The organism is Acinetobacter sp. 2JN-4 (assembly GCF_003687745.1).
Classification (GTDB): domain Bacteria; phylum Pseudomonadota; class Gammaproteobacteria; order Pseudomonadales; family Moraxellaceae; genus Acinetobacter; species Acinetobacter halotolerans.
In genome coordinates this window covers 22,104-43,413 of sequence record NZ_RDNY01000013.1, presented here as the reverse complement: position 1 = coordinate 43,413, position 21,310 = coordinate 22,104, and the positions used below count along the sequence as shown (strand labels likewise).

Genomic DNA, 21,310 nt, shown 5'->3' with positions numbered 1-21,310 from the left:
GTCTAAATCCAAAGGAACGATAAACATCCCATTATTTTGTACAAATCTAAAATTATGGGGCTACAATAGCGAGGATATTTAATTGACTTAAGCCGCTAAGTTCTCCCCTAGCGTGACTTAAAAAGATTCAATTACTCCTATAGTGTAATACTGAACATCGAGATTGTTATGACTTATACGTTCAATCGTCCAGCTTTTCCTGCGACTCGCATGCGCCGTATCCGTAAAAATGACCAACTTCGTGCTATGGTCAGTGAAACACAACTCACAGCTAATCATTTGATTTATCCAGTATTTGTATTACCTGGACAGCAACAAACTCAAGACATCCCAAGTATGCCAAATGTGCAACGCTTATCTGCTGATTTATTACTCAAAAAAGCTGAAAGCTTGTTGGAACTGGGTGTATCAAAACTTGCATTATTTCCAGTTACCCCACAACAAGATAAAAGTCTGACGGCTGAAGCCGCTTGGGATGAAAATGGTTTAGTACAAACCACGTGTCGTTTATTAAAAAAAGAATTACCAGAAATGGTTTTAATTACAGACGGCGCACTTGATCCATATACTACGCATGGTCAAGACGGGATTATTGATGAGACAGGTTATGTCTTGAATGATGAAACAGTTGAATGCTTGGTTAAACAAGCCTTAAGCCATGCTGCGGCAGGTGCTGATGTAGTTGCCCCAAGTGACATGATGGATGGTCGTATTGGTGCGATTCGCCAAGCGCTTGAACAAAATGGTTTTATTTATACCAACATCATGGCTTATTCAGCGAAATACGCATCTAGCTTCTATGGTCCATTCCGTGATGCAGTTGGCTCAGCAAGCAACTTAAAAGGCGGCAATAAATATAATTACCAAATGGACATCGGCAACCGTGCCGAAGCGTTGCATGAAATCGCATTGGATCTTCAAGAAGGCGCAGACATGGTGATAGTCAAACCGGGTATGCCTTATCTCGACATCGTCCGTGAGGTAAAAGACACCTTTGGCGTTCCGACCTTCATCTATCAGGTGAGTGGTGAATACGCCATGCTTGCAGGCGCGATTCAAAATGGTTGGTTATCTGACAGTGTGATTTTAGAATCATTGATGTGCTGTCGCCGTGCAGGTGCAGATGGTATCTGGACTTATTTTGCAGAAGAAGCAGCGCGTAAACTGAAAGAGATGAAATAGAACTCCACTTATGCATATTGCCATCATTGGTGCAGGGATTAGCGGCTTAATGACTGCACTTGAGCTTGCTGAACAAGGCTGCTCAGTCGATATTTTTGATCAACAACAAGCTGGTCAAGCCGCTTCGTGGGCGGGTGGTGGTATCCTCTCCCCGATGTACCCTTGGCGATATGCACCTGAAGTGAATCAACTCGCCAAATATGGCAAATCCCTCTATCAAAGGTGGAATGAGAAACTATACCCCTTCACAGGCATTGATTTTCAAATTCACGATACAGGTATGCTGATTTTTGATAAGGGTGACTTCCAAATAGGCTTGGAATATGCTGAAAAATATCATGAGCCGATGCAACGTTGTGAATACTTAACAGGCGATGACATCCAACAGGTAAATCAGCATATCTCTGCGGACTTCGAACAAGCAATCTATTTCCCAGAGCTTTCAAATGTCCGTAATCCTCGTTTACTCCAATCACTGATCAGCTATTTAAAACAACACCCTTCAGTCCGTTTTTTTGAATACTGCCCGATTGAAAAACTCATTATTAAAAATAAAAAAGTGCATGGCTTACAGGCGGAAGATGGACAACAATATTTTGCCGATCAAGTGGTACTCGCGTCTGGAGCATGGAGTCAACACTGGGTTGAACAAATACAACGAAACATCCCTGTTCATCCCGTTCAAGGTCAGATGCTACTGTTTAAAACCCCTAAAAACTGGCTTCCCACCATGTGTATGAATCGTGTGATGTATCTGATTCCACGTCAAGATGGTCATATCGTATGTGGTTCGAGTATGTCAGAGTGTGGATTTAGCACTGCAATTGATCAACAAACACAACATGACATTTTAACGGCTTGTTTGGAGATGATTCCTGAGTTAGAACAGTTCCCAATTGTAAAACGTTGGGCAGGCTTACGCCCTAGTTCGCCACACGGTATTCCTTATATTGGTGCGATGTCTGAAATAGAAAATCTATGGGCAAACTTTGGACATTTCCGTAATGGGCTATGTATGGGTGCTGGATCGGCTCAACTTCTACGCCAGTTGATATTAGGACAAGAAACTTTTGTCAATCCAACAGCTTATTCACCTCAACGATTGCAGCGCTTGGCCTTAGTCACGCCTTAGAATTTGTTGTAATGCAGACTCAAGATCGGGATAACTAAATTCAAACCCATGCGCTAATAAGGCACTTGGTTGTACATATTGTCCATTTAAAATCAATTGCGACTGTTCACCTAAGCCCCATTCAAAGATACATTTTGGCATCCGCATAAATGGTTTACGCTTTAAAACGTTGGCTGCAATACGGGCAAAACGCTGTTGATTAGATTGTTCAGGAGCAACAAGATTATAAACCTTTTGCGAGCTTTCCAAGGTCAACAAAAACAGCATGGCGCGCAGCACATCCTGAATATGAATCCATACTACGGGTTGTAATCCTGTACCAATTTTACTGACCATATTCAATTTAATAGGTAAGAGCATCTGCGGCAAGATTCCACCATCATCCGCAAAAACCACACCTAAACGAATGATCTTGGTATTTTGATTAGAAAATTTTAATGCTGCCTGTTCCCATGCTTGGCATAGTTCTGACATAAAAATATCGTGTGGAGGCGAATTTTCATCGCACACTGTCGCCCATTGTTCAGTCGGATCAATCCCGTAATAACCAATCGCTGAACCTGAAATAATACATTTAGGATAAATCTGTTTACGCTCTAACCATTCATAGAGCTTTTCTGTCGTACTGACACGGCTTTCTATGAGTTGCCTTTTTCGTTGTTCGCTCCAGCGTTTCTGCCCAATATTTTCACCAGCGAGATTAATCACATAGTCTATTTCAGCGTACTGAACCTGTTCTAAATCAGTCACCCAAGTTAAATGAGGATATTGAGAACGCTTTTGTTTTTGTCGAGTTAAGGCAATGACTTGATATTGTTGTTCTAACAGAAACGGTAAAAGATGAGAGCCGATGAAACCACTCGCACCAGTTACCAGTACAGTCAATTTTTGCATGATGCTACCTATCAAAAATGATATGTATAAGTAGCTATAACAGAATAAAAATGAATTACAAGATGACTTTGAAACTATCCAAACATCTTATGTGCCATTCGCTGTGCCTGCTTCCCATAAAACCAATAAGTAATTAAGAATAATGGAATCGCCAGCATCAACCACATCGCGAGTACAGTCAGCAAGAATTTAGGTTGTTGCAAATATAAGAGGAAGTTCTGCCAAACTTCAGGATCTTTGCGAGCAAAGATAAATAGCCCCAACAATAAGCCCAATACATTATATCCCCAAAAAATCAGAGTAAAGGCGAGTGTTAAACGTTTTTTCTCTTGGATACTAGGTGCACGTTGTTGTTGTTTTAAAAATTTGAATAATACAAAGATGATCGCAATCAGATAAGGAAGTGCGGTGAGGATACCGCCGATACTATTTGGTAAAATCGCAGCCAGCACACCAGCCAATAAAGTCGAAATGAGACAAATGATAAAAAACCATAAATAATACAAACGCAATGAAATCATAAACATATACCAAATTAGATCGACCTTAATCAATGATTATAGATTTTTTTCACTTTTTTTTCATTTTTATGTCAACCAATCTACATCTAGTCACGTTATATAGAGTACAAGGTCGCAGCAACCGAAGGTACATTGCACGGCATCCGCAACGTTTTCGGTGACCTTTCATTATGACTTTTTCTCTTCGGAATTGGTTTTGTTAGCAGCCAAAACTTATGATGAAGATTTGACCGACGATTTACCATCACTCGAATCGTCGGTTTTTATTTGCCTAAAATTTATATGCTTTAACCGACAATTGATCATTATTCGAATTGTCGGATTGTTTTTTATCGACCTGTAAATTGTGGTGGACGTTTTTCTAGCATGGCACGTATACCCTCTTGTGCGTCCTGCGATACAAAGAGTGGCATGAGATAGCTATTCATTTTTTCAAATGCAAATGTCTGTCCTTGAGTTACTGCATCGGTTGCCGAGGCTAATAATGCTTGTACCGCAAGCGGTGCTGAAGTACAAATTTCTTTGGCAATTTCGATTGCCCGTTCAAGCTGTTTACCTTGTTCAACGATTTCAGAAATAAGATTGAGTTCATTTGCTGTTGTGCTATTAAAAGTCTTGCCTGTTAACAAATATGGCATGGCTTTTTGCCAACCCGCTACCTGCACAAAGCGTACGGTTGCACCACCAAAAGGCATGATACCTCGCTGTACTTCGAGCTGACCAAATACAGTATCATCACTGGCAATCACCACATCAGCATTAAGCATCAACTCCACCCCTGCGGTATAGCAGATTCCTTGTACCGCAACGATCAAGGGTTTGGTTCTGTGCCGACCGCCAACGCCCCAAGGATTAATTTGATTTTCATCAAAATTGAAAATTCCCTCTGAAATTTTGGACTGCAATTCAACAAGATCCAAACCTGCGGTAAAGTGATCACCATGGGCAAAAATCACGGCGCAACGTAATTCAGGATCATCTTCATATTCAGTTAAAGCATGAGATAAATCTGAAATCATATGACTATCAAATGCATTACGTTTAGGAACTCGGTCTAACCCAATCAACATGATATGGCCAATCTTTTCGCGGCTCACTTTACCTAAGCTCATTTTATAATTCCTCTTTTATTAAATAGACATCTTTCATACATCCCTTGCGGAACTTCAATCGTTTCTCATTCTCTCGGTGAGGGAAATACAAAGAAGGTACGAATAATGAAAGTGTCGAATCATCATCTAAATACCAAACTAGAGGATCGGTTAAAGATGATCAATGATCATCTTGTACAGTATTTTTTCCTCAATATTTGGTGATTGCAGATGATATTTTTACAGTGATCCATCCAAGTGCATAAGCACGAAACCACTGTAAAAATTCTTTTAGCTTTGTGTTTTGTATTTTTTGTTGATTTGTACTATCTGGTTTTTGACGATAGTATGTTCAATATGAACAAAATTATGTCGACCCAAGCACATTCCTATTCATACCGATTCAAACGAAATATCATTTATCAATGATGTTATATAAACCCTCGATCGACTTAGAAATTAAAGAAAAATATCGAATTAGCAAGGTTTTATATGACATTTACTGAAACGAAAGGTTTTTTTAGAACCGCAATTTTATTTCCTGTATTTATCCCAACCATCATCGTCATTGTGTTGGTTCTTCTCGGTACCATCAGCAATCCAGAATTAGCAGGGCAGTTTTTCTCTCAAGTTCTCAATTATGTGACCAACACCTTTGGTTGGTTTTACATGCTCGCAGTCGCCGCATTTCTCATTTTTATTGTCGGGATTGCGATGAGTAACTGGGGAAATATCAAGTTAGGCCCAGATCATGCTGAACCTGAGTATAGTTTCTTGTCGTGGTTTGCCATGCTCTTTTCAGCTGGTTACGGCATCGCATTGCTCTTTTTTGGCGTTGCTGAGCCCGTTTTACATTTTAGTGCCCCGCCTCAAGGTGCTCCCGGAACGATTGAAGCTGCAAAACAAGCGATGCAGATTTCATATTTCCACTGGGGATTTCATATCTGGGCCATCTATGGTGTGGTCGGGTTGTCACTTGCTTATTTTACTTTTCGACATGGGCTACCACTTGCCATGCGCTCCACACTGTTCCCATTTATTGGAAATAGAATAAATGGCTGGATGGGACATACTGTTGATACCTTTGCAGTTTTAGGGACCTTATTTGGTATTGCAACCACGCTAGGGTTATCTGTCACTCAGATCAATACAGGTGTAAATTACTTATTCCCCTCTATTCCCGTCAGTATTCCTGTACAAATTGCGACCATTTTAATTATTACCTTATTAGCCACATTTTCAGTCGTCGCAGGCATGGATAAAGGTATTAAACGGCTATCGGTCATCAATATTGGGCTCGCAGTGGCACTGATGCTTTTTGTGTTTATCGTCGGACCAACCTTATTTATTTTACAAACCTTTGTAGAAAATACAGGAAGTTATCTCAGCAACCTCGTCGAAAGAACTTTTAGTTTACAAGCCTATACAGCAAATGACTGGATTGGTAACTGGACTTTATTCATCTTTGGGTGGACGATTTCTTGGGCACCATTTGTGGGGATCTTTATTGCGAAAATTAGTCGCGGGCGAACCATTCGACAGTTCATCGTGGGTATCATGCTCATTCCGACCATTTTTACTTTTTTATGGTTCTCTGTGTTCGGGGATACAGCACTACATTTAATTTTAGTCGAAGGTTACCAATCTCTCGTTCAAGATGTGCAGCAAGACAAAGCCATTGCATTGTTTAAGTTATATGAGCACTTACCACTCACCTCATTGTTGTCCTTTTTGAGTGTAATCCTCATTATTACTTTTTTCGTCACATCTGCGGATTCTGGATCATTGGTTATTGACTCATTGACTTCAGGTGGCGTCACAGATACCCCGATATGGCAGCGTGTATTTTGGACCACAACACAAGGTCTCATTGCTTCAGCCTTATTACTTGCAGGTGGACTTTCAGCCCTACAAACTGCATCCATCGTGAGTGCATTACCTTTCACCATTATTATGTTAATCGCCATCATTGGGTTGTGCAAAGCACTGGCGATCGAACAACATCGAAATGCCAGCTTGACCCATCATCAACCCTCACAACATAACGCACAAAAAAATGATGACACTCAAACATTAATAGAAAGGCGTCTCAACTATCTAGTAGCCTTTCCTACCCAAGAACAAGTCAGAACGTTTATTGCATCTACCGCGTATCAAAGTATTGAGGCAGTTAAACAAGGCTTTCAAGAAAAAGATTGGCCATTTGAAGTGACCTATGATGAGGTAAATTCTCGGGTACAGCTTAAATTATCAGAACCTAATAATGTCGAGTTTATCTACGAAATACGAATGTGTGAATACAGCACGCCAAGCTATATGAAAGAGTTGAAGCGTAAGGAATATGCTGACCAAGAAAAATATTATAGAGCAGAAGTTTTCTTACTTCGTGGAGGTCGAGCTTATGATGTATACGGCTTCGATCAAAGCTCACTCATCAATGATATTTTAAATCAGTTTGAAAAATACCTTCACTTCTTACATATTTCGCCTAAAACATTACCGTGGAAAATGGAGAATGACTTTCATCATTAATTCATAACGCCATAGAGAGATTATAAGTTCAGCAAAGCATTTCGATGCTTTGCTGAACGATCTTCAATCAATTTAAGCGTACTTGTTGCATTCAAATAACGCCATTCCATTTTCTAGCTGTAAATTATGCTACCTTATTCCTATTCAAAACTGGGACTTTCCATTTCATGACTGTGCGTTTTTTTCATACTTCCGATTGGCATTTGGGGCAGTTTTTTTATAACCATTCCCGCCATTACGAACATGAACAGTTTTTGACATGGTTACTCGAACAAATCAAGGTAAAACAACCACATGCTTTGCTGATCGCAGGTGACATTTTTGATGTGATCAATCCAAGCTCACAAGCACAAAAACAACTCTATCAATTCCTAGCCGATGCTCATGACATTGCTCCACACATGCAAACCTTGATGATCGCAGGTAATCACGATTCAGGTTATCGCATCGAACAAGTAGAACCCCTTTTAGAAAAATACAATGCCAAAACAGTCGGTGTGATTCGTTGGAATGATGACCGAACACTTGATCTAGAACGCTTAATATTACCGATCTATGATGAACAGAAACAGATTGTGGCATGGTGCATTGCCCTGCCATTTTTACGATCAGCCGAAATTACAGGTTTTAATGAACACACCACGGAAAGCCAAAGTGCGATTGCCTATTTACATCAACAATTGATCGCTGAGGCAAAACGCAGAAAAACCGATGATCAAGCCCTCATCCTGATGTCCCATGCACATATGCAAGGCGGCGAAACTTCAGATTCAGAACGACCAATTATCATTGGTAATGAAGAAGCACTTTCCACCACGCTATTTGATGATGTGATTGATTATGTGGCTTTGGGCCATCTACATAAACCACAAAAAGTACAACATCCGCATATTCGTTACAGTGGCTCACCTATTCCTCTGTCATTTAGTGAAATCAACTATAAACACCAAGTGGTTGAAGTCACCATTGATCCAGAAAAAGACCAAAATAAATTTGAATTTGAAGCCATCGCTATCCCACGATCCATTCAACTTCATAAAATTAAAGGTGAACTCACTGAAGTGATGCAACGCCTAAAAAGTTTAGCGAACGAAGTGATTGAGAATATTGATCATCGAGAATATGTCGATATTGAATATCATACGGCAACCCCTCCTCAACCCAATCTTAGACAACAGTTTGAAGATGCCTTACCCAAAGATCGCTATCGTTTAGTGCGGATTTCAAGACAATACTTATCCAATGAAAATAATGCTGAGATGAAGCAAAGTATTAGCCTTGAACCACCAACGCCTGAAAAACTATTTCAGCAAATTTGGCAAAAAAAAGGTTATAGCGTTGATGATGACGTCAGCAAAGACTTCCTAAGCTTGGTTGCCGAAGCACAAAAACAACTTGAAGATGATCACCGTAACTAAAGAGCTGCCATGAAAATTTTATCGATCCGACTTAAAAATTTGGCATCTCTAGCAGGTGAACATTTTATTGATTTTGAAACTGAGCCTTTAGCCAATGCTGGGTTGATTGCGATTATTGGAAAAACTGGCGCAGGTAAATCCACTATTTTAGATGCCATGTGTCTTGCGCTATTTAATAAAATTCCAAGACTTAAAGACAGTGATGGCAAACTCTTGGATGTGGACGGTTCAGAATTACTCACTAATTCTCCTCTCACAGTGTTACGGCGTGGTACTGGTCATGGATTTGCTGAACTGTGTTTTGTGGCACAAGATCAAAAACATTATTTAGCCCGTTGGGAAATTAAACGCGCGCGTGAAAATGCCAATGGTAAATTACAAAGCGTACAGCGCTCGCTGAAATGCTTAACCGATGGTGTGGTCATTGCCGATAAAACCAAAGCCGTAGAAAATCATATTCAACAAATCACGCAACTCAGTTTTGAGCAATTTACACGTGCAGTTTTGCTGGCACAGTCCGAAGTGACCGCTTTTCTCAAAGCCCGTGATAATGAACGTGGTGAATTATTAGAATATCTGACCAATTCCAGTATCTTTGCGAAGATTGGTCAATTGGCATTTGAAAAAACGAAAGAAATTAGCAATCAACGTAAACAACTGGAAAATGTGTTAGGTCATATTGAAATCCGTTCGGATGAGGAAATTGCTGAGCTAAAAAATAAATTTCAACAGCTACAACAACAAGTTCAACAATTTGAAAATGAAAAAAATCAACTTAAACAACAACAGCAATGGTTTGAACAAAAACATAAGCTGGAAAGTGAGATTGTCTTAAAACAGCAGTACCACGACACTCAACTCAAAACCCATGAAAATTTAGCGGCTGACCGTCAACGCCTGCTACAACTTGATACTTTCTCTGCTATACGACCAGTGGTCTTTCAACAACAGCAAATTCAAAAAAATCAACAGCAGCTCGAACCTCAGATTCAGCAAAAACAAAATAGTTTCGCTGCTTTAACCACACAATTCGAGCAAGAGAAAACGCTTTATACCCAAGCAGAAACGGCATTAAATCAATTTCTAAATTTTGAACAAAAGCACCACAAAGAACTTGCCGATTTAAGAACATATTTGCAAAAACGCGAACACATTAAAGACGACTATAACAAAACCAAAAATCGATTAACCCAAATTGAAAATCAGCAACAGCCTTTACAAACCCAGCGGCAGCAGTTCGAGCTAAACATTCAAAAGCTCGTGGAACAACAAAAAATATGCGCTGAGCAACGCCAACAAAGCATTCAATTTTCTCCTTTAGATAAAGGTTTAAATGCGCATATCCAACAACTCAAACAATTTATCCAACAATACCAAAAAGCTGAAAATGCTTTAGGTAATATTCAACACGCCCAAGCCAAACTCGATCAAAATCAAATGAGGCTAAATGATTTAGTTCAACAATTTGGAACGGCGCAGCAGATCGATATTCAGCTTGAGCAAAAACAGAAATTAAGAGAACAACAACAGAATCGACTAAATCAACTCGATATTATTCAGCAAAAACTTCAGCACTATTTTGAATTAAAAAATGAAGTCTTGTCTTTGCAAAGCAAATTCGAGACTGTACAGCAGCAATCTCAACAGCTTGAACAGAATAAGAAAAAAACTGAGCAAGATTATCAATCTGCAAAAAATGAACGTGAAAAATTACAAGATATCTTGCAGCAACAACGTTTATTACATGCAGAAAATATTGAACATTTACGCGCTCAACTGAAACAAGGTGAAGCCTGTGTAGTTTGCGGTAGTACCGAACACCCCTACCGTGATGATGCCAGTCAGATTTCTAAAGCGTTGTATGAGCTTCAACAGCAGCAAGAACAACAAGCAATTCAGCAGGAACAGCAGTGTTTCCAACTTTGGCAAACCACACAGCAACAATTGACTCAGATTCAGACTGAACAAGTACAATTACAAAACGCTTTGCAACAGATCAGTGAAAAATTAAAATTTCAGGATCATCAATTACAGCAGCTTATAGTGCAATCCGAAATTCAACTGGATTTCAATTTGGCTCAGCATGAAATCATAGCATCGCTGCAACTTTTAGTTACTAAATCAACGCAATCTAAACAACAGATTGAAATAGATCTACAACGACTCAGCCAAGCCCATAAAGATCAATACAACCTAACGCAGATCATTCAAAATACACGTCATCAACTTGAAACAGTACAACAGTTACAACAACACATTCAGCATATCGTTGACTGCCTGAATCCCGATGAGAAAATATCATGGTCTGCGCAAACCTTGTCATTTTCACAGCAAATTTTGCAGTGTTTGCAGCAGCGTAATCAGCAACTTGATCAAGCTGAAAGTCTCATCAAGCAAAAGGAGCATGCGGATCAACAATTGAGCTTATTAAAATCGAATTTGGCTGGATTAACCGCACAACACACCGATTTAAAACAACAATTAAAAGATATCGAAGCCAACGGTAAACAAAATACTGAAGCAGCCAATCAACTGATCGTTATCATGACGGGTTCAACTGAGTTCAAAGCCAATGAATGGTTAACTCAACATGATCAACAACGTCAGCAATTGCAGCGCCAATATCAGCAAATGAAGCAAAGTTTTGAGCAATCCCGTCAAAATTTTGAACAGCAAAAAAATGAATTGGAACAACTTAAAGCGCAACAGCAGCAGAATCATCATTCACTTGAGCAATGTAAAGCTGAAGTAGCGACATGGCTGACTCAACACGAACATTTTACTGAAAGCCAACTTAGCGAGTTACTTGCAATTTCATCCATCCAAGAACAGCAGATTCGCTTAGCCATACAAAATGCAGATCGTCTCTTGAGTGAAGCAGACTACGCACTTAAAACAATTCAAGAACAACGAAATGCACATCTACAACAGCAGCCGAATATTCAAGCCGAACAACTGATTGAATTAATGGATGGCAATCAAAAAAATTTACAGCAAGTGACAGATCAACGAGATCAAATCAGAGTTCAACTAGAATTACATCAACAAAACCTCGCCAAACAAAAACAGTTTGCTGATCAAATTCAACAAATCCAGCAGCAAGAACACCGCTGGAGTAAGATTTCCAGTCTCATCGGAGATTCAAAAGGCAAAGATTTCCGTGATTTAGCACAGCGATATAATCTCGATATTTTATTGGAATATGCCAATCAACAGCTGGCGATGTTATCGCAACGCTATACCCTCAAACGTTTGGATAATTCACTCAGTCTTGCCATTATTGATCATGATATGGATGGCGAAACCCGCTCTGTTGCTTCACTTTCTGGTGGTGAATCATTCCTCACTGCCCTTGCGATTTCATTGGCAATTGCTAGTATGGCTTCTGGTTCGATGAAAATCGAATCGCTGTTTATTGATGAAGGCTTCGGGACTCTGGATGCATCTTCGTTGCATATGGTCATGAATGCACTCGATCAACTGCAAAGCCAAGGGCGTAAAGTCATTTTAATTTCACACATTCAAGAAATGCATGAACGTATCCCTGTACAGATTCAGGTACAACCAATTGGTTCAGGATCAAGTCGGATTGAAGTGGTGGGGTGAAAATGAATATTCAATTACTACACCATGAAATGTTAAATAAAGGAATCTGCTTTGAAGTCGGCCTCACAAATGTAGAACTTGAAGCAATAGAACAACTTTTTGCATTCCACTTTCCTCCTGATCTGAAGCATTTTTTAAAGCATGGACTGCCTGTCTCGGAAAATGAATGGGAATTTCCTCATTGGAGAGAAGCACTTTATAAAGATAAAGCAAAACATATTCTTATTGAAAAGCTCAGCTGGCCTAAGGAAGGAATTGCATTCGATATTCAAAATGGCTTCTGGTTAGATCGATGGGGAGCAGCACCAGAGGAAATCGCAGACCGTCTGGCAATATTTGAGGATAATTTTAAGGCTTATCCGCAAATGATCCCTATTTATGCTCATCGTTATATTCCCACCACACCACTTGAAAGCGGAAATCCTGTATTTTCAATAATGCAAACAGATATTATTTATTATGGAACAAACCTAATAAATTACTTTTGTAATGAATTTAATCTTGATAAAAAGCTCTATGACCAATCACAGGAAACTCCAAAACATATTAAATTCTGGAGTTATCTTGCCGAATTAGATGATAATCAAGACTAAACTGAATAATCCCTCGCACCAAACAACGCTGTCCCAACTCTGACCATCGTTGAACCCGCCGCAATAGCAGCGTCTAAATCACCGGACATCCCCATACTTAAAGTATCCCAATCTTGAGGCTGTGCGTGTTGAGACTTTACTTGCTCAAATAAAGCTTGAGCATCAGCAAACGCAGCATGATTTTCAGGTGCAGGAATCACCATCAAACCACGTAAGCGCAGATTGGGCAGTTGGCTGATTTGCTGAACCAACTCCGCCACTTCATCAGGCTGACAACCATCCTTAGAGTCTTGTCCGTCAATATTCACTTGAAGACAAATATTCAATGGCATTTGGGTCTCTAAACGTTGATTGGATAGTCGCTCAGCAATAATCAACCGATCTACCCCATGCACCCAATCAAATTTTTCCGCTAACTGTTTGGTTTTATTGCGTTGTACATGACCAATAAAATGCCATTCGATCTCTAAATCTTTTAGCTCATCTATTTTTTCTAAAGCTTCCTGCAAATAATTTTCGCCAAAACAACGTTGTCCAGCCGCGTACATTTCTTGGAGACTGCTACTCGGATGCGTTTTGGAGACAGCCAATAATTGTACAGATGCTGCCGTTCGATTAACTCGCTGACCAGCCTGTTCGATTTGGCTTAATACTTGTTGGCGCTGCTGTTGGAGTAAATTCATTGACACAGTTCTCATTCACGACATCTTTTTTTGCATAACCACAATCAGAAGTCTTGGTAAGCTTCGGGGAAAGTCTTATATTATTCTACAAAATAATGAATTACTTTTTTAATTGTTTCGGGGAAATTATGGATATCACAGAATTACTCGCCTTTTCAGTAAAAAATGGTGCATCGGATTTGCACCTTTCGGCGGGCATGCCACCGATGATTCGTGTAGATGGTGAGGTTCGCCGAATTAATCTACCCGCTCTAGAGCACAAAGATGTCCATCGTCTCGTTTATGACATCATGAATGACAAACAACGTCGTGATTTTGAAGAAGACCTTGAAACCGACTTTTCATTTGAAGTCCCAAACATTGCCCGTTTCCGTGTGAACGCATTTAACCAAAACCGTGGTGCTGGTGCTGTCTTCCGTACCATCCCATCTAAAGTTTTGACGATGGAAGACTTAGGTTTAGGTACAATTTTTAAGCAAATCTGCGATTATCCACGTGGTATTGTATTGGTTACAGGGCCAACAGGTTCGGGTAAATCGACCACCCTTGCGGCGATGATTGACTATATCAATGAAAATCGTTATGACCATATCTTAACGGTTGAAGACCCAATCGAATTTGTACATCAGTCTAAAAAATGTCTGATCAACCAACGTGAAGTGCATCGTGACACCCATGGTTTTAATGCGGCACTTCGTTCAGCATTGCGTGAAGACCCTGATATTATTCTAGTCGGTGAGATGCGTGACTTAGAAACCATTCGTCTTGCGTTAACCGCAGCGGAAACAGGTCACTTGGTCTTTGGTACACTGCATACCACTTCAGCAGCCAAAACCATTGACCGTGTGATCGACGTCTTCCCTGCTGAAGAAAAAGACATGGTTCGTGCGATGTTATCAGAATCATTACAAGCGGTAATTTCCCAAACCTTATTGAAAAAGAATGGTGGTGGTCGTGTGGCAGCACATGAAATCATGATCGGGATTCCTGCGATTCGTAACCTTGTTCGTGAAAACAAAGTCGCGCAAATGTACTCAGCGATTCAAACAGGCGCCAACTACGGCATGACCACACTCGATCAGAGTCTTAAAGCACTGGTTTCTAAAGGTCTGATTAGCCCTCAAACGGCACGTACAGCCGCCAAACAACCCGAATCATTCCTATAAAAATTATAAAAGGATTAGAGAAATCTCATGGACTTTAATGACTTGCTCAATTTGATGATTCAACAAAATGCATCTGACTTATTTGTCACTGATGACGTTGAACCATCGATGAAAATTAACGGACAGATTATCCCTGTAGCCAAAACAAAATTATCAGGTGAAATCGTCGGTCAGTTACTGCACTCAATTATGAGTGATAAACAACGTAAAGAATTTGCGGAAACACGTGAATGCAACTTTGCGATTATGAATCGTGAAAAAACCGCACGTTTCCGTGTCAGTGCATTTCAACAACGTGATATGCCAGGTATGGTATTACGTCGAATTGAAACCGTCATTCCAACGATGGATGAGTTGAAACTTCCAACCGTACTCAAAGATCTTGCCATGACCAAGCGCGGCATTATTATCTTTGTTGGTGCAACAGGAACAGGTAAATCTACCTCTTTGGCTTCGATGATTGGTTTCCGTAACCACAACTCCAAAGGTCATATTATTACCATCGAGGACCCTATTGAATTTGTACATCAACATGCAGGTTGTATCGTCACGCAACGCGAAGTCGGTATTGATACTGACTCATTTGAAGTTGCTTTAAAAAATACACTACGTCAGGCACCAGATGTTATTTTGATTGGTGAGATTCGTTCTCGTGAGACCATGGACTATGCAATTGCTTTTGCAGAAACTGGTCACTTGGTATTGGCAACCCTACACGCCAACAATGCCAACCAAGCACTTGACCGTATTATTCACTTTTTTGAAGCAGATCGTCATACGCAACTATATATGGATTTGTCACTGAATTTAAAAGCAATGGTTGCTCAGCAATTGATTCCAACACCAGATGGCAATTCACGACGTGCGGCAATTGAAATTTTAATCAATACACCATTATTAGCTGATTATATCCGTAAAGGTGAGATTCATGAGATCAAAGATCTGATGAAACGTTCGCGTGAACTTGGCATGCAAACCTTTGACCAAGCCTTATTCGACCTCTATAAATCAGGTGAAATCACTTATAAAGATGCACTTAAACATGCGGACTCACCAAATGATTTACGTCTCACCATTAAACTTTCAGAAGAAGGGGCTGATCAACTCTTAAATGCGAGTCGCAATATTACCTTTGATGGTCAATAGCCTTCTGAAGCCCATGAAAAAAGGAAGGTTTTTGTAACCTTCCTTTTTTTAATTGTTCATTTTTAGTGAACTAATCAGTTTTAACCGAATTAAACTTATTTTTTACGATAAGTCTCTTGGCATTCAGTATCTTTGCAATATCCATAAAGGTTCAAAGAGTGCCCAGTTAAAGTAAAGCCATGCTTTTCTGCAACTGAATGCTGCTCACTTTCAATAATATCATTTGTAAATTCAATCACTTTATTACAATTTAAGCAAACCAAATGATCGTGATGATCTTCTTGCATGATTTCAAAAACTGAATGATTATTTTCAAAATGATGACGCTGAATAATACCTGCAGCTTCAAATTGTGTTAACACACGGTAAACTGTCGCCAAACCGACATCTTCACCTTGTTCAAGCAAAGTTTTATAAATATCTTCTGCGCTTAAATGGTGTTGTTTTGAATTTTCTAATAATTCCAAAATCTTAATACGAGGAAGGGTAACTTTAAGTCCAGCTTTGCGTAAGTCTTGATTGGAAATAGGCATGAAAAAAGGTCTCTCAACAAATCTTAAGTTGGAATAGGAAATAGAGTTTAGATGCAGTATGATCTATCCTCGGATCAAATGCATCATCATTTATCAGGATAGTGTAGCAAAATGCAAAAAATCATGCTGGCGTTATTCGTCACTTCAGTACTAAGCGGTTGTTCTGTCTTTGGTGTTTATAAAGTCGACATTCCACAAGGAACGCCCTTAACCAAGGCACAAGCATCTCAGGTACAAGTCGGCATGAGTTTCCAGCAAGTCCGTTTCTTGCTAGGAAGCCCGACTGTTTCAGATCCACTGAATCCTCAACGTTGGGACTATATCTACAACTATATCCCAGGCACTTATGCAAAAAAAGCAAAAATACCTGCAGCACATGGCCAACATCTAAAAATTTACTTTGATGCAGGTGGAAATGTAGAGCGTATCGAAGGTTTAGATACGATTCCAGAATCACAACCTGGCTTACCCGCATCAAAAGAAGCGATTTTGACTGCACCACCACTATAGTCGCTTTGCTATAAAATAAAACCCCTCATCGAATCATTCGTGAGGGGTTTTATTTATCAAGCTCATAGTTTGAAACGATTACCTTTGGCGAAACGCCCTACTGGGTTTTTAGCAGCTCGTTTACGCCGAATATCGTTTGGGTTAATCGTCAACGCACGGTAAATTTCAACCCGATCGCCTGCTTGAAGAATGGTTTCAGCTTCAATCTTTGTACCAAAGACACCGAGTTGTAAAGGTTCAGGTAAATTGACTTGATCGGCTAAACCACTGTTCTGAATGGCTTGTAATGCCGTCATCCCTTCAACAAATGCAACTGTAATATGAAACTGTTGCTCAGGGTTGCTATAAGCAACCCAAACTTGCTTCATTTGTTCCATTAAAGACTCTGTCCGATCACAGCAATAGCCGCTAAGACTATTGAAAGTGGTAAGACCACACGTACAGCAATACGCCATAAGTTATAAAACAACTCATTGCTAAAACCCATCGCTTTACGTAAATGACTGATCTTCATAATCCAGCCAGCAAAAACAGCATAGATTAAGCAAATCGCCAAGCCCCATAACATTAGCAACGTATTAAAAATTTGTTCAACTTGTGGAATAGCCCACACTGCGATCGCAGCAACAATAATCGCCCATTGGATGACAGGAGCGAGTTGACGCTGTGCTAATTGTTCTCTCGTCAATTGAATCAACAATGCTGCCGTCATGATTGCAGCGAACACCCATGCCAATGCTGGAAACTGAGCCTGAACAGAGAAGAAACCAAAAGCAATCACTGCAAGTAACTGAGCAACCCAAATCGGTAATACAGCTGTAGTCGCTGCTGGCTGCTGCTTCACAGTTGATAAGCTACTTTGCCAATATAAACCAAGCCCTAAACCACTTGCGACTAACGCAAGCACAGTGGCATTGCCCCACTCTTTAAATTCAATACTGGTCCAATGCCATGCAGATAGCTCAGTACCCATAACATTTGCAAGGATAAAAGCTGCAACCACACCCAAGGTTGTCAACGCAAGTAAAAACTGGCGTGGAATAAAGGATAGACCGAGTGCAATAACGGCAAAAATAGCAAAAAAGACTTGATCAGAAAGATCGAATGCAATTTGTGGACTCACCACACTGCTTGCTGTTGTTAAAACACTACCCGCAAAAAACGGGATAAAAACAACTGCTAACCAGCCAACAATACGCCATCTTGGTGACGCATCAGCATCACGTGTGAGTATGGATAATGCTTGCAATGCTGTTGTCTGTGATCGCTTTGCTAAAGCAATTTCAAGATAAGCAATGGGCAACGCCAATAAAAACATTGTGCCTAACCATAACAACCAGAAATCCAATTGACGATCAATTTGGACGCCAACCGTAGGGGCTAAAGTGGTAATCATGACAAAAGATAAGCAAAACGCCATCACTGGAGCTAACCAGCGTGACAGAGTTGTGTCCTGCATAATGCATTCCTTGAAAAATCTTTGAACTCATTGCACTTTATGGTGCTTACAATGAAATATTCAATCTATTTTGCCTTTCTCAAGCCTGAAAATCAAAATAAAAGATAGAGAAAGAAAAAGGCAAACCACCATCTAGATGATTTGCCGCGCATGAATTATTATTTTACTCATTAGACCCCTTATTTACACTGATACTCACCTTTTTATTTTTCTATGATAAAGGGTCTTTTCTTATTATCTTGTTATTATGAAAAAAACCGAGAAAACCAATTTTTACCTTTTTTCTTTTCATTTTCCTTAATGATACCTATCATATTCTCTTTGACTGCACCAACATAATCAGCATCATCATGACGAATATGATTAATCAGCCATTTAGACAGTGCTTCATGTAACTCTTTATCGATTTCCTGTCCCAATTCAAAACGCTCTCGATAAACTTCTATCTTCTTGATAAATAAGTCATGGACACGTTTATGAGGTACACGATATTTATAGTTCGCTTCTTCTTGTAAACTTTCTTCAAACGTGAAATGGGATTGGGTATAGTCAATAATATTATCCAATACACCTTTCATTTTTACCCGATCATTGCTGTGTTTTAATTCATCTATTTCATTAATATAATCTAGAATACGACGATGTTGATCATCAATAACTTCAATACCTGTATTATAATCAACAGACCATTTCATCCCCAGAATCCCCCAAGATCAATATTATTTATTGAATAAAAGAATAATATCGATAAAGGAGACAAATAAAAACAAAGCATTTTTGTCAGATTTTACATATTTTTCAAATAAATAAATTAACCTATTGTTTTATATTTATTTTAAATTTTTCACCCACTAAAACACTCAAGTATTTTTTAACCAGTTAGAAAAATTATCTATCTAATTTTATTGAAATATATAAGATATATACATCTTTAAATTAAGAAAACACCTACATTTGAGCAATGCTACTTCATTTTTATAAATGGATAGATTTGTTTTATAAATCCATTTTTCTCGAGATGGGAATAATACAAAGAGTCTAATATTGATCGGCTTTAGTGACCCGTTTTAGTGATGGATTTTCTGCTTCACGAATAAGTCGTTCAACGCGCGTTAATGCATGTTTAATCGATTTTCCATCTTGGAATAAAATCATTTCACCCGCTTGAAAAGCCGTCCACTCCTCATTATGAGTTAAAGGCTCAGTGGTAATCACAGCGACCCGATCTTCTGCTGTTGTCACTTCACTAAAATCGACTTCCACATCCAAATCAATCAAATGTGCATGTTGAAATGGATACTCTCGCACAAGCCAATGCAGTTTGGTGGTGGCATAACTAAATAGTGCTTGACCATTGGATAAGCAGAAATTAAATGTGCCATGTTCAGCGATTTGAGGGGCGATACGTTCTAACAGAGAAAAGAGATCTTCAAGGCTAGGCTCAGTATAGCCAAACGCCTCAACCATTTGATCTAATAAGTAACAAAACGCATACTCACTATCGGTATTGCCTACAGGTTCAAAGCGTCCACTTAATACTGGGTTAAAATCGTGTAAATCACCATTGTGTGCAAATATCCAATGTCTACCCCATAACTCACGTAAAAAAGGATGCGAGTTTTCTAAGGTAATTTTACCTTGAGTGGCTTTTCGAATATGCGCGATGACATTACGTGATTTGATTGGATAGTTACGCACCAAATCTGCAATTGGTGACTCAACTGCGGATTGATTATCCACAAATAAACGGCAGGCTTTATCTTCAAAAAAAGCGATACCAAAGCCATCGCAATGATCAGACGTGACACCTGCTCGTTGGGAAAAACCACGAAAGGAAAAAGTAATATCTGTCGGCGTAGCGCAGTTCATTCCTAATAGTTGGCACATATCTTTTAACTTTATGACATCTTTGTCTATTGTGCATGAGCCCTAGATGCCTTGTAAATCTCAATATGTGCACAGAATGAGATTAAATATGACAAAGCACTAGCGTTGTACCATTTTATTCATCACAAATGAGGTTGCAATTTTATTCACTTCTAAGAATACGAAATAGTCTAAGCATTTAAAATCTTCATCATAGAATGCTTGTTTTGATAACTTTGACTGCATCCCTAAATACGTTTGAAATAATTTAGGCATGCGCTCATCTTGCGGAAAACTATAATCAGGGCGTTCTGGCTCAAAAGCACGTTTTGAGCGGATATCAATGCTCTGATGTGCAGCAAGTTGTTGAATTTGACGGTGTGTGTAGTAGGCACGAGCTAAATTATCTTCAAGATGAATACTGACACAGCCCATTAAATACTTAGCACGCATTGACCAAAGAACTTTCGGGGCTAAATTCAGCCATAACATGGATAAAGCTTTACCTGAACGGAATTGCGGATGAACACAGGTTCGTCCGATTTCCAATACATTCGGCAAATGTGAAAAATGTGGGACCACATCAAACTCTTGTGCACTGTAGCTTTGTCCAATTTCATGTCCTTGGAACAATTTAAGCCGTGTATACGCCACGATCTCCCCTGTCCATTTCTCACGTAACACAGCATGTTCACAACCAAAATCATAAAGATCTTGATCAATTCCATCTTCAAAAGTCATTCCAAATTGATGGCTAAATTGCGTCGCTCTAAAACGTTGTACTTGTTGTAATTCTTTTAAATTATCTACCCATTCAAAACGGAATTGGGTTTGTGAAGGTTTTTGACGTAAAGGTAAAGTTAAGTTCTGGCGATATTGATTTAATTTTTCTAGCATAATGAAAGCTCCTTATGACTAGACTTACCTTAAATTGCTTAAATGACATTGCCATGACTAATATATGAAGAGCTAATGACA

19 protein-coding genes are annotated in these 21,310 nt (G+C 39.4%); 9 read left to right on the top strand and 10 right to left on the bottom strand.

What is annotated here, in order from left to right; genetic code table 11:
* Positions 1-168: 168 nt before the first annotated feature.
* The gene (gene hemB, locus EAH57_RS14945) at positions 169-1,182 is read left to right on the top strand and encodes a porphobilinogen synthase (RefSeq protein WP_004670174.1); all 1,014 of its coding nucleotides are present in this window, start codon (positions 169-171) and stop codon (positions 1,180-1,182) included.
* 10 nt (positions 1,183-1,192) lie between these two features.
* On the top strand, positions 1,193-2,314 hold the full coding sequence (gene thiO / locus EAH57_RS14940; protein WP_121930738.1) for a glycine oxidase ThiO: 1,122 nt from the start codon (positions 1,193-1,195) through the stop codon (positions 2,312-2,314).
* Here thiO and EAH57_RS14935 read toward each other — a convergent pair.
* The 3 genes from EAH57_RS14935 to EAH57_RS14925 form a co-directional block, all read right to left on the bottom strand.
* Positions 2,300-3,208: a TIGR01777 family oxidoreductase gene (locus tag EAH57_RS14935; RefSeq protein WP_121930737.1), complete on the bottom strand. Its 909-nt coding sequence runs from the start codon at positions 3,206-3,208 to the stop codon at positions 2,300-2,302. The two genes, thiO and EAH57_RS14935, sit on opposite strands and share 15 nt — an antisense overlap.
* 74 nt (positions 3,209-3,282) lie before the next feature.
* Positions 3,283-3,729: an ABZJ_00895 family protein gene (locus EAH57_RS14930; protein ID WP_121930736.1), complete on the bottom strand. Its 447-nt coding sequence runs from the start codon at positions 3,727-3,729 to the stop codon at positions 3,283-3,285.
* A 329-nt stretch (positions 3,730-4,058) separates the two neighbouring features.
* Positions 4,059-4,841, bottom strand: coding sequence for a crotonase/enoyl-CoA hydratase family protein (locus EAH57_RS14925; protein ID WP_121930735.1), 783 nt, complete (start codon positions 4,839-4,841; stop codon positions 4,059-4,061).
* 471 nt (positions 4,842-5,312) lie between these two features.
* On the opposite strand from EAH57_RS14925, the gene EAH57_RS14920 reads away from it, so the two are divergent.
* The 4 genes from EAH57_RS14920 (at position 5,313) to EAH57_RS14905 (ending at position 12,969) form a co-directional block, all read left to right on the top strand.
* Entirely contained in the window at positions 5,313-7,352 is a 2,040-nt protein-coding gene (locus tag EAH57_RS14920; protein ID WP_121930734.1) for a BCCT family transporter, read from the top strand.
* 167 nt (positions 7,353-7,519) lie between these two features.
* Entirely contained in the window at positions 7,520-8,770 is a 1,251-nt protein-coding gene (locus EAH57_RS14915) for an exonuclease SbcCD subunit D (RefSeq protein ID WP_121930733.1), read from the top strand.
* Positions 8,771-8,779: 9 nt separating this feature from the next.
* Complete coding sequence (locus EAH57_RS14910; RefSeq protein ID WP_121930732.1) at positions 8,780-12,376, top strand: AAA family ATPase; 3,597 nt, start codon at positions 8,780-8,782, stop codon at positions 12,374-12,376.
* Between the two features lie 2 nt (positions 12,377-12,378).
* Complete coding sequence (locus EAH57_RS14905) at positions 12,379-12,969, top strand: hypothetical protein (protein ID WP_121930731.1); 591 nt, start codon at positions 12,379-12,381, stop codon at positions 12,967-12,969.
* Here the strand turns inward: EAH57_RS14905 and EAH57_RS14900 are convergent.
* Complete coding sequence (locus tag EAH57_RS14900) at positions 12,966-13,652, bottom strand: YggS family pyridoxal phosphate-dependent enzyme (RefSeq protein ID WP_121930730.1); 687 nt, start codon at positions 13,650-13,652, stop codon at positions 12,966-12,968. The two genes, EAH57_RS14905 and EAH57_RS14900, sit on opposite strands and share 4 nt — an antisense overlap.
* Before the next feature lie 128 nt (positions 13,653-13,780).
* Between EAH57_RS14900 and EAH57_RS14895 the strand changes: the two genes are divergently transcribed.
* Positions 13,781-14,818, top strand: a complete 1,038-nt coding sequence (locus tag EAH57_RS14895; RefSeq protein WP_121930729.1) for a type IV pilus twitching motility protein PilT — start codon at positions 13,781-13,783, stop codon at positions 14,816-14,818.
* Between the two features lie 27 nt (positions 14,819-14,845).
* A complete protein-coding gene (locus tag EAH57_RS14890; RefSeq protein WP_121930728.1) occupies positions 14,846-15,964 on the top strand; it encodes a PilT/PilU family type 4a pilus ATPase in 1,119 nt (372 codons plus the stop codon).
* A 95-nt stretch (positions 15,965-16,059) separates the two neighbouring features.
* On the opposite strand, the gene fur is transcribed toward EAH57_RS14890, so the two are convergent.
* A complete protein-coding gene (gene fur / locus EAH57_RS14885; protein ID WP_121930727.1) occupies positions 16,060-16,497 on the bottom strand; it encodes a ferric iron uptake transcriptional regulator in 438 nt (145 codons plus the stop codon).
* A gap of 111 nt (positions 16,498-16,608) precedes the next feature.
* On the opposite strand from fur, the gene EAH57_RS14880 reads away from it, so the two are divergent.
* Positions 16,609-17,007, top strand: coding sequence for an outer membrane protein assembly factor BamE (locus tag EAH57_RS14880; protein ID WP_121930726.1), 399 nt, complete (start codon positions 16,609-16,611; stop codon positions 17,005-17,007).
* A gap of 62 nt (positions 17,008-17,069) precedes the next feature.
* Here EAH57_RS14880 and EAH57_RS14875 read toward each other — a convergent pair whose 3' ends face one another.
* The 5 genes from EAH57_RS14875 to EAH57_RS14855 all read right to left on the bottom strand — a co-directional run bounded on the left by EAH57_RS14875 (position 17,070) and on the right by EAH57_RS14855 (position 21,229).
* Positions 17,070-17,384: an RnfH family protein gene (locus EAH57_RS14875; protein WP_121930725.1), complete on the bottom strand. Its 315-nt coding sequence runs from the start codon at positions 17,382-17,384 to the stop codon at positions 17,070-17,072.
* Positions 17,384-18,466, bottom strand: coding sequence for a hypothetical protein (locus tag EAH57_RS14870; protein WP_121930724.1), 1,083 nt, complete (start codon positions 18,464-18,466; stop codon positions 17,384-17,386). The genes EAH57_RS14875 and EAH57_RS14870 overlap by 1 nt, the downstream gene beginning before the upstream one ends.
* Before the next feature lie 245 nt (positions 18,467-18,711).
* Entirely contained in the window at positions 18,712-19,167 is a 456-nt protein-coding gene (locus tag EAH57_RS14865) for a bacteriohemerythrin (protein ID WP_034595086.1), read from the bottom strand.
* 337 nt (positions 19,168-19,504) lie between these two features.
* Complete coding sequence (locus EAH57_RS14860; protein ID WP_121930723.1) at positions 19,505-20,353, bottom strand: class II glutamine amidotransferase; 849 nt, start codon at positions 20,351-20,353, stop codon at positions 19,505-19,507.
* 99 nt (positions 20,354-20,452) lie between these two features.
* Positions 20,453-21,229, bottom strand: coding sequence for a GNAT family N-acetyltransferase (locus tag EAH57_RS14855; RefSeq protein WP_121930722.1), 777 nt, complete (start codon positions 21,227-21,229; stop codon positions 20,453-20,455).
* Between the last annotated feature and the right edge of the window lie 81 nt (positions 21,230-21,310).

What these genes read in the sequence shown, in the direction of transcription:
- hemB (WP_004670174.1), top strand. Translation starts at nt 169, where the DNA reads ATGACTTATACGTTCAATCGTCCAGCTTTTCCTGCGACTCGCATGCGC.
- thiO (WP_121930738.1), top strand. Translation starts at nt 1,193, where the DNA reads ATGCATATTGCCATCATTGGTGCAGGGATTAGCGGCTTAATGACTGCA.
- EAH57_RS14935 (WP_121930737.1), bottom strand. Translation starts at nt 3,208, where the DNA reads ATGCAAAAATTGACTGTACTGGTAACTGGTGCGAGTGGTTTCATCGGC.
- EAH57_RS14930 (WP_121930736.1), bottom strand. Translation starts at nt 3,729, where the DNA reads ATGATTTCATTGCGTTTGTATTATTTATGGTTTTTTATCATTTGTCTC.
- EAH57_RS14925 (WP_121930735.1), bottom strand. Translation starts at nt 4,841, where the DNA reads ATGAGCTTAGGTAAAGTGAGCCGCGAAAAGATTGGCCATATCATGTTG.
- EAH57_RS14920 (WP_121930734.1), top strand. Translation starts at nt 5,313, where the DNA reads ATGACATTTACTGAAACGAAAGGTTTTTTTAGAACCGCAATTTTATTT.
- EAH57_RS14915 (WP_121930733.1), top strand. Translation starts at nt 7,520, where the DNA reads ATGACTGTGCGTTTTTTTCATACTTCCGATTGGCATTTGGGGCAGTTT.
- EAH57_RS14910 (WP_121930732.1), top strand. Translation starts at nt 8,780, where the DNA reads ATGAAAATTTTATCGATCCGACTTAAAAATTTGGCATCTCTAGCAGGT.
- EAH57_RS14905 (WP_121930731.1), top strand. Translation starts at nt 12,379, where the DNA reads ATGAATATTCAATTACTACACCATGAAATGTTAAATAAAGGAATCTGC.
- EAH57_RS14900 (WP_121930730.1), bottom strand. Translation starts at nt 13,652, where the DNA reads ATGAATTTACTCCAACAGCAGCGCCAACAAGTATTAAGCCAAATCGAA.
- EAH57_RS14895 (WP_121930729.1), top strand. Translation starts at nt 13,781, where the DNA reads ATGGATATCACAGAATTACTCGCCTTTTCAGTAAAAAATGGTGCATCG.
- EAH57_RS14890 (WP_121930728.1), top strand. Translation starts at nt 14,846, where the DNA reads ATGGACTTTAATGACTTGCTCAATTTGATGATTCAACAAAATGCATCT.
- fur (WP_121930727.1), bottom strand. Translation starts at nt 16,497, where the DNA reads ATGCCTATTTCCAATCAAGACTTACGCAAAGCTGGACTTAAAGTTACC.
- EAH57_RS14880 (WP_121930726.1), top strand. Translation starts at nt 16,609, where the DNA reads ATGCAAAAAATCATGCTGGCGTTATTCGTCACTTCAGTACTAAGCGGT.
- EAH57_RS14875 (WP_121930725.1), bottom strand. Translation starts at nt 17,384, where the DNA reads ATGGAACAAATGAAGCAAGTTTGGGTTGCTTATAGCAACCCTGAGCAA.
- EAH57_RS14870 (WP_121930724.1), bottom strand. Translation starts at nt 18,466, where the DNA reads ATGCAGGACACAACTCTGTCACGCTGGTTAGCTCCAGTGATGGCGTTT.
- EAH57_RS14860 (WP_121930723.1), bottom strand. Translation starts at nt 20,353, where the DNA reads ATGTGCCAACTATTAGGAATGAACTGCGCTACGCCGACAGATATTACT.
- EAH57_RS14855 (WP_121930722.1), bottom strand. Translation starts at nt 21,229, where the DNA reads ATGCTAGAAAAATTAAATCAATATCGCCAGAACTTAACTTTACCTTTA.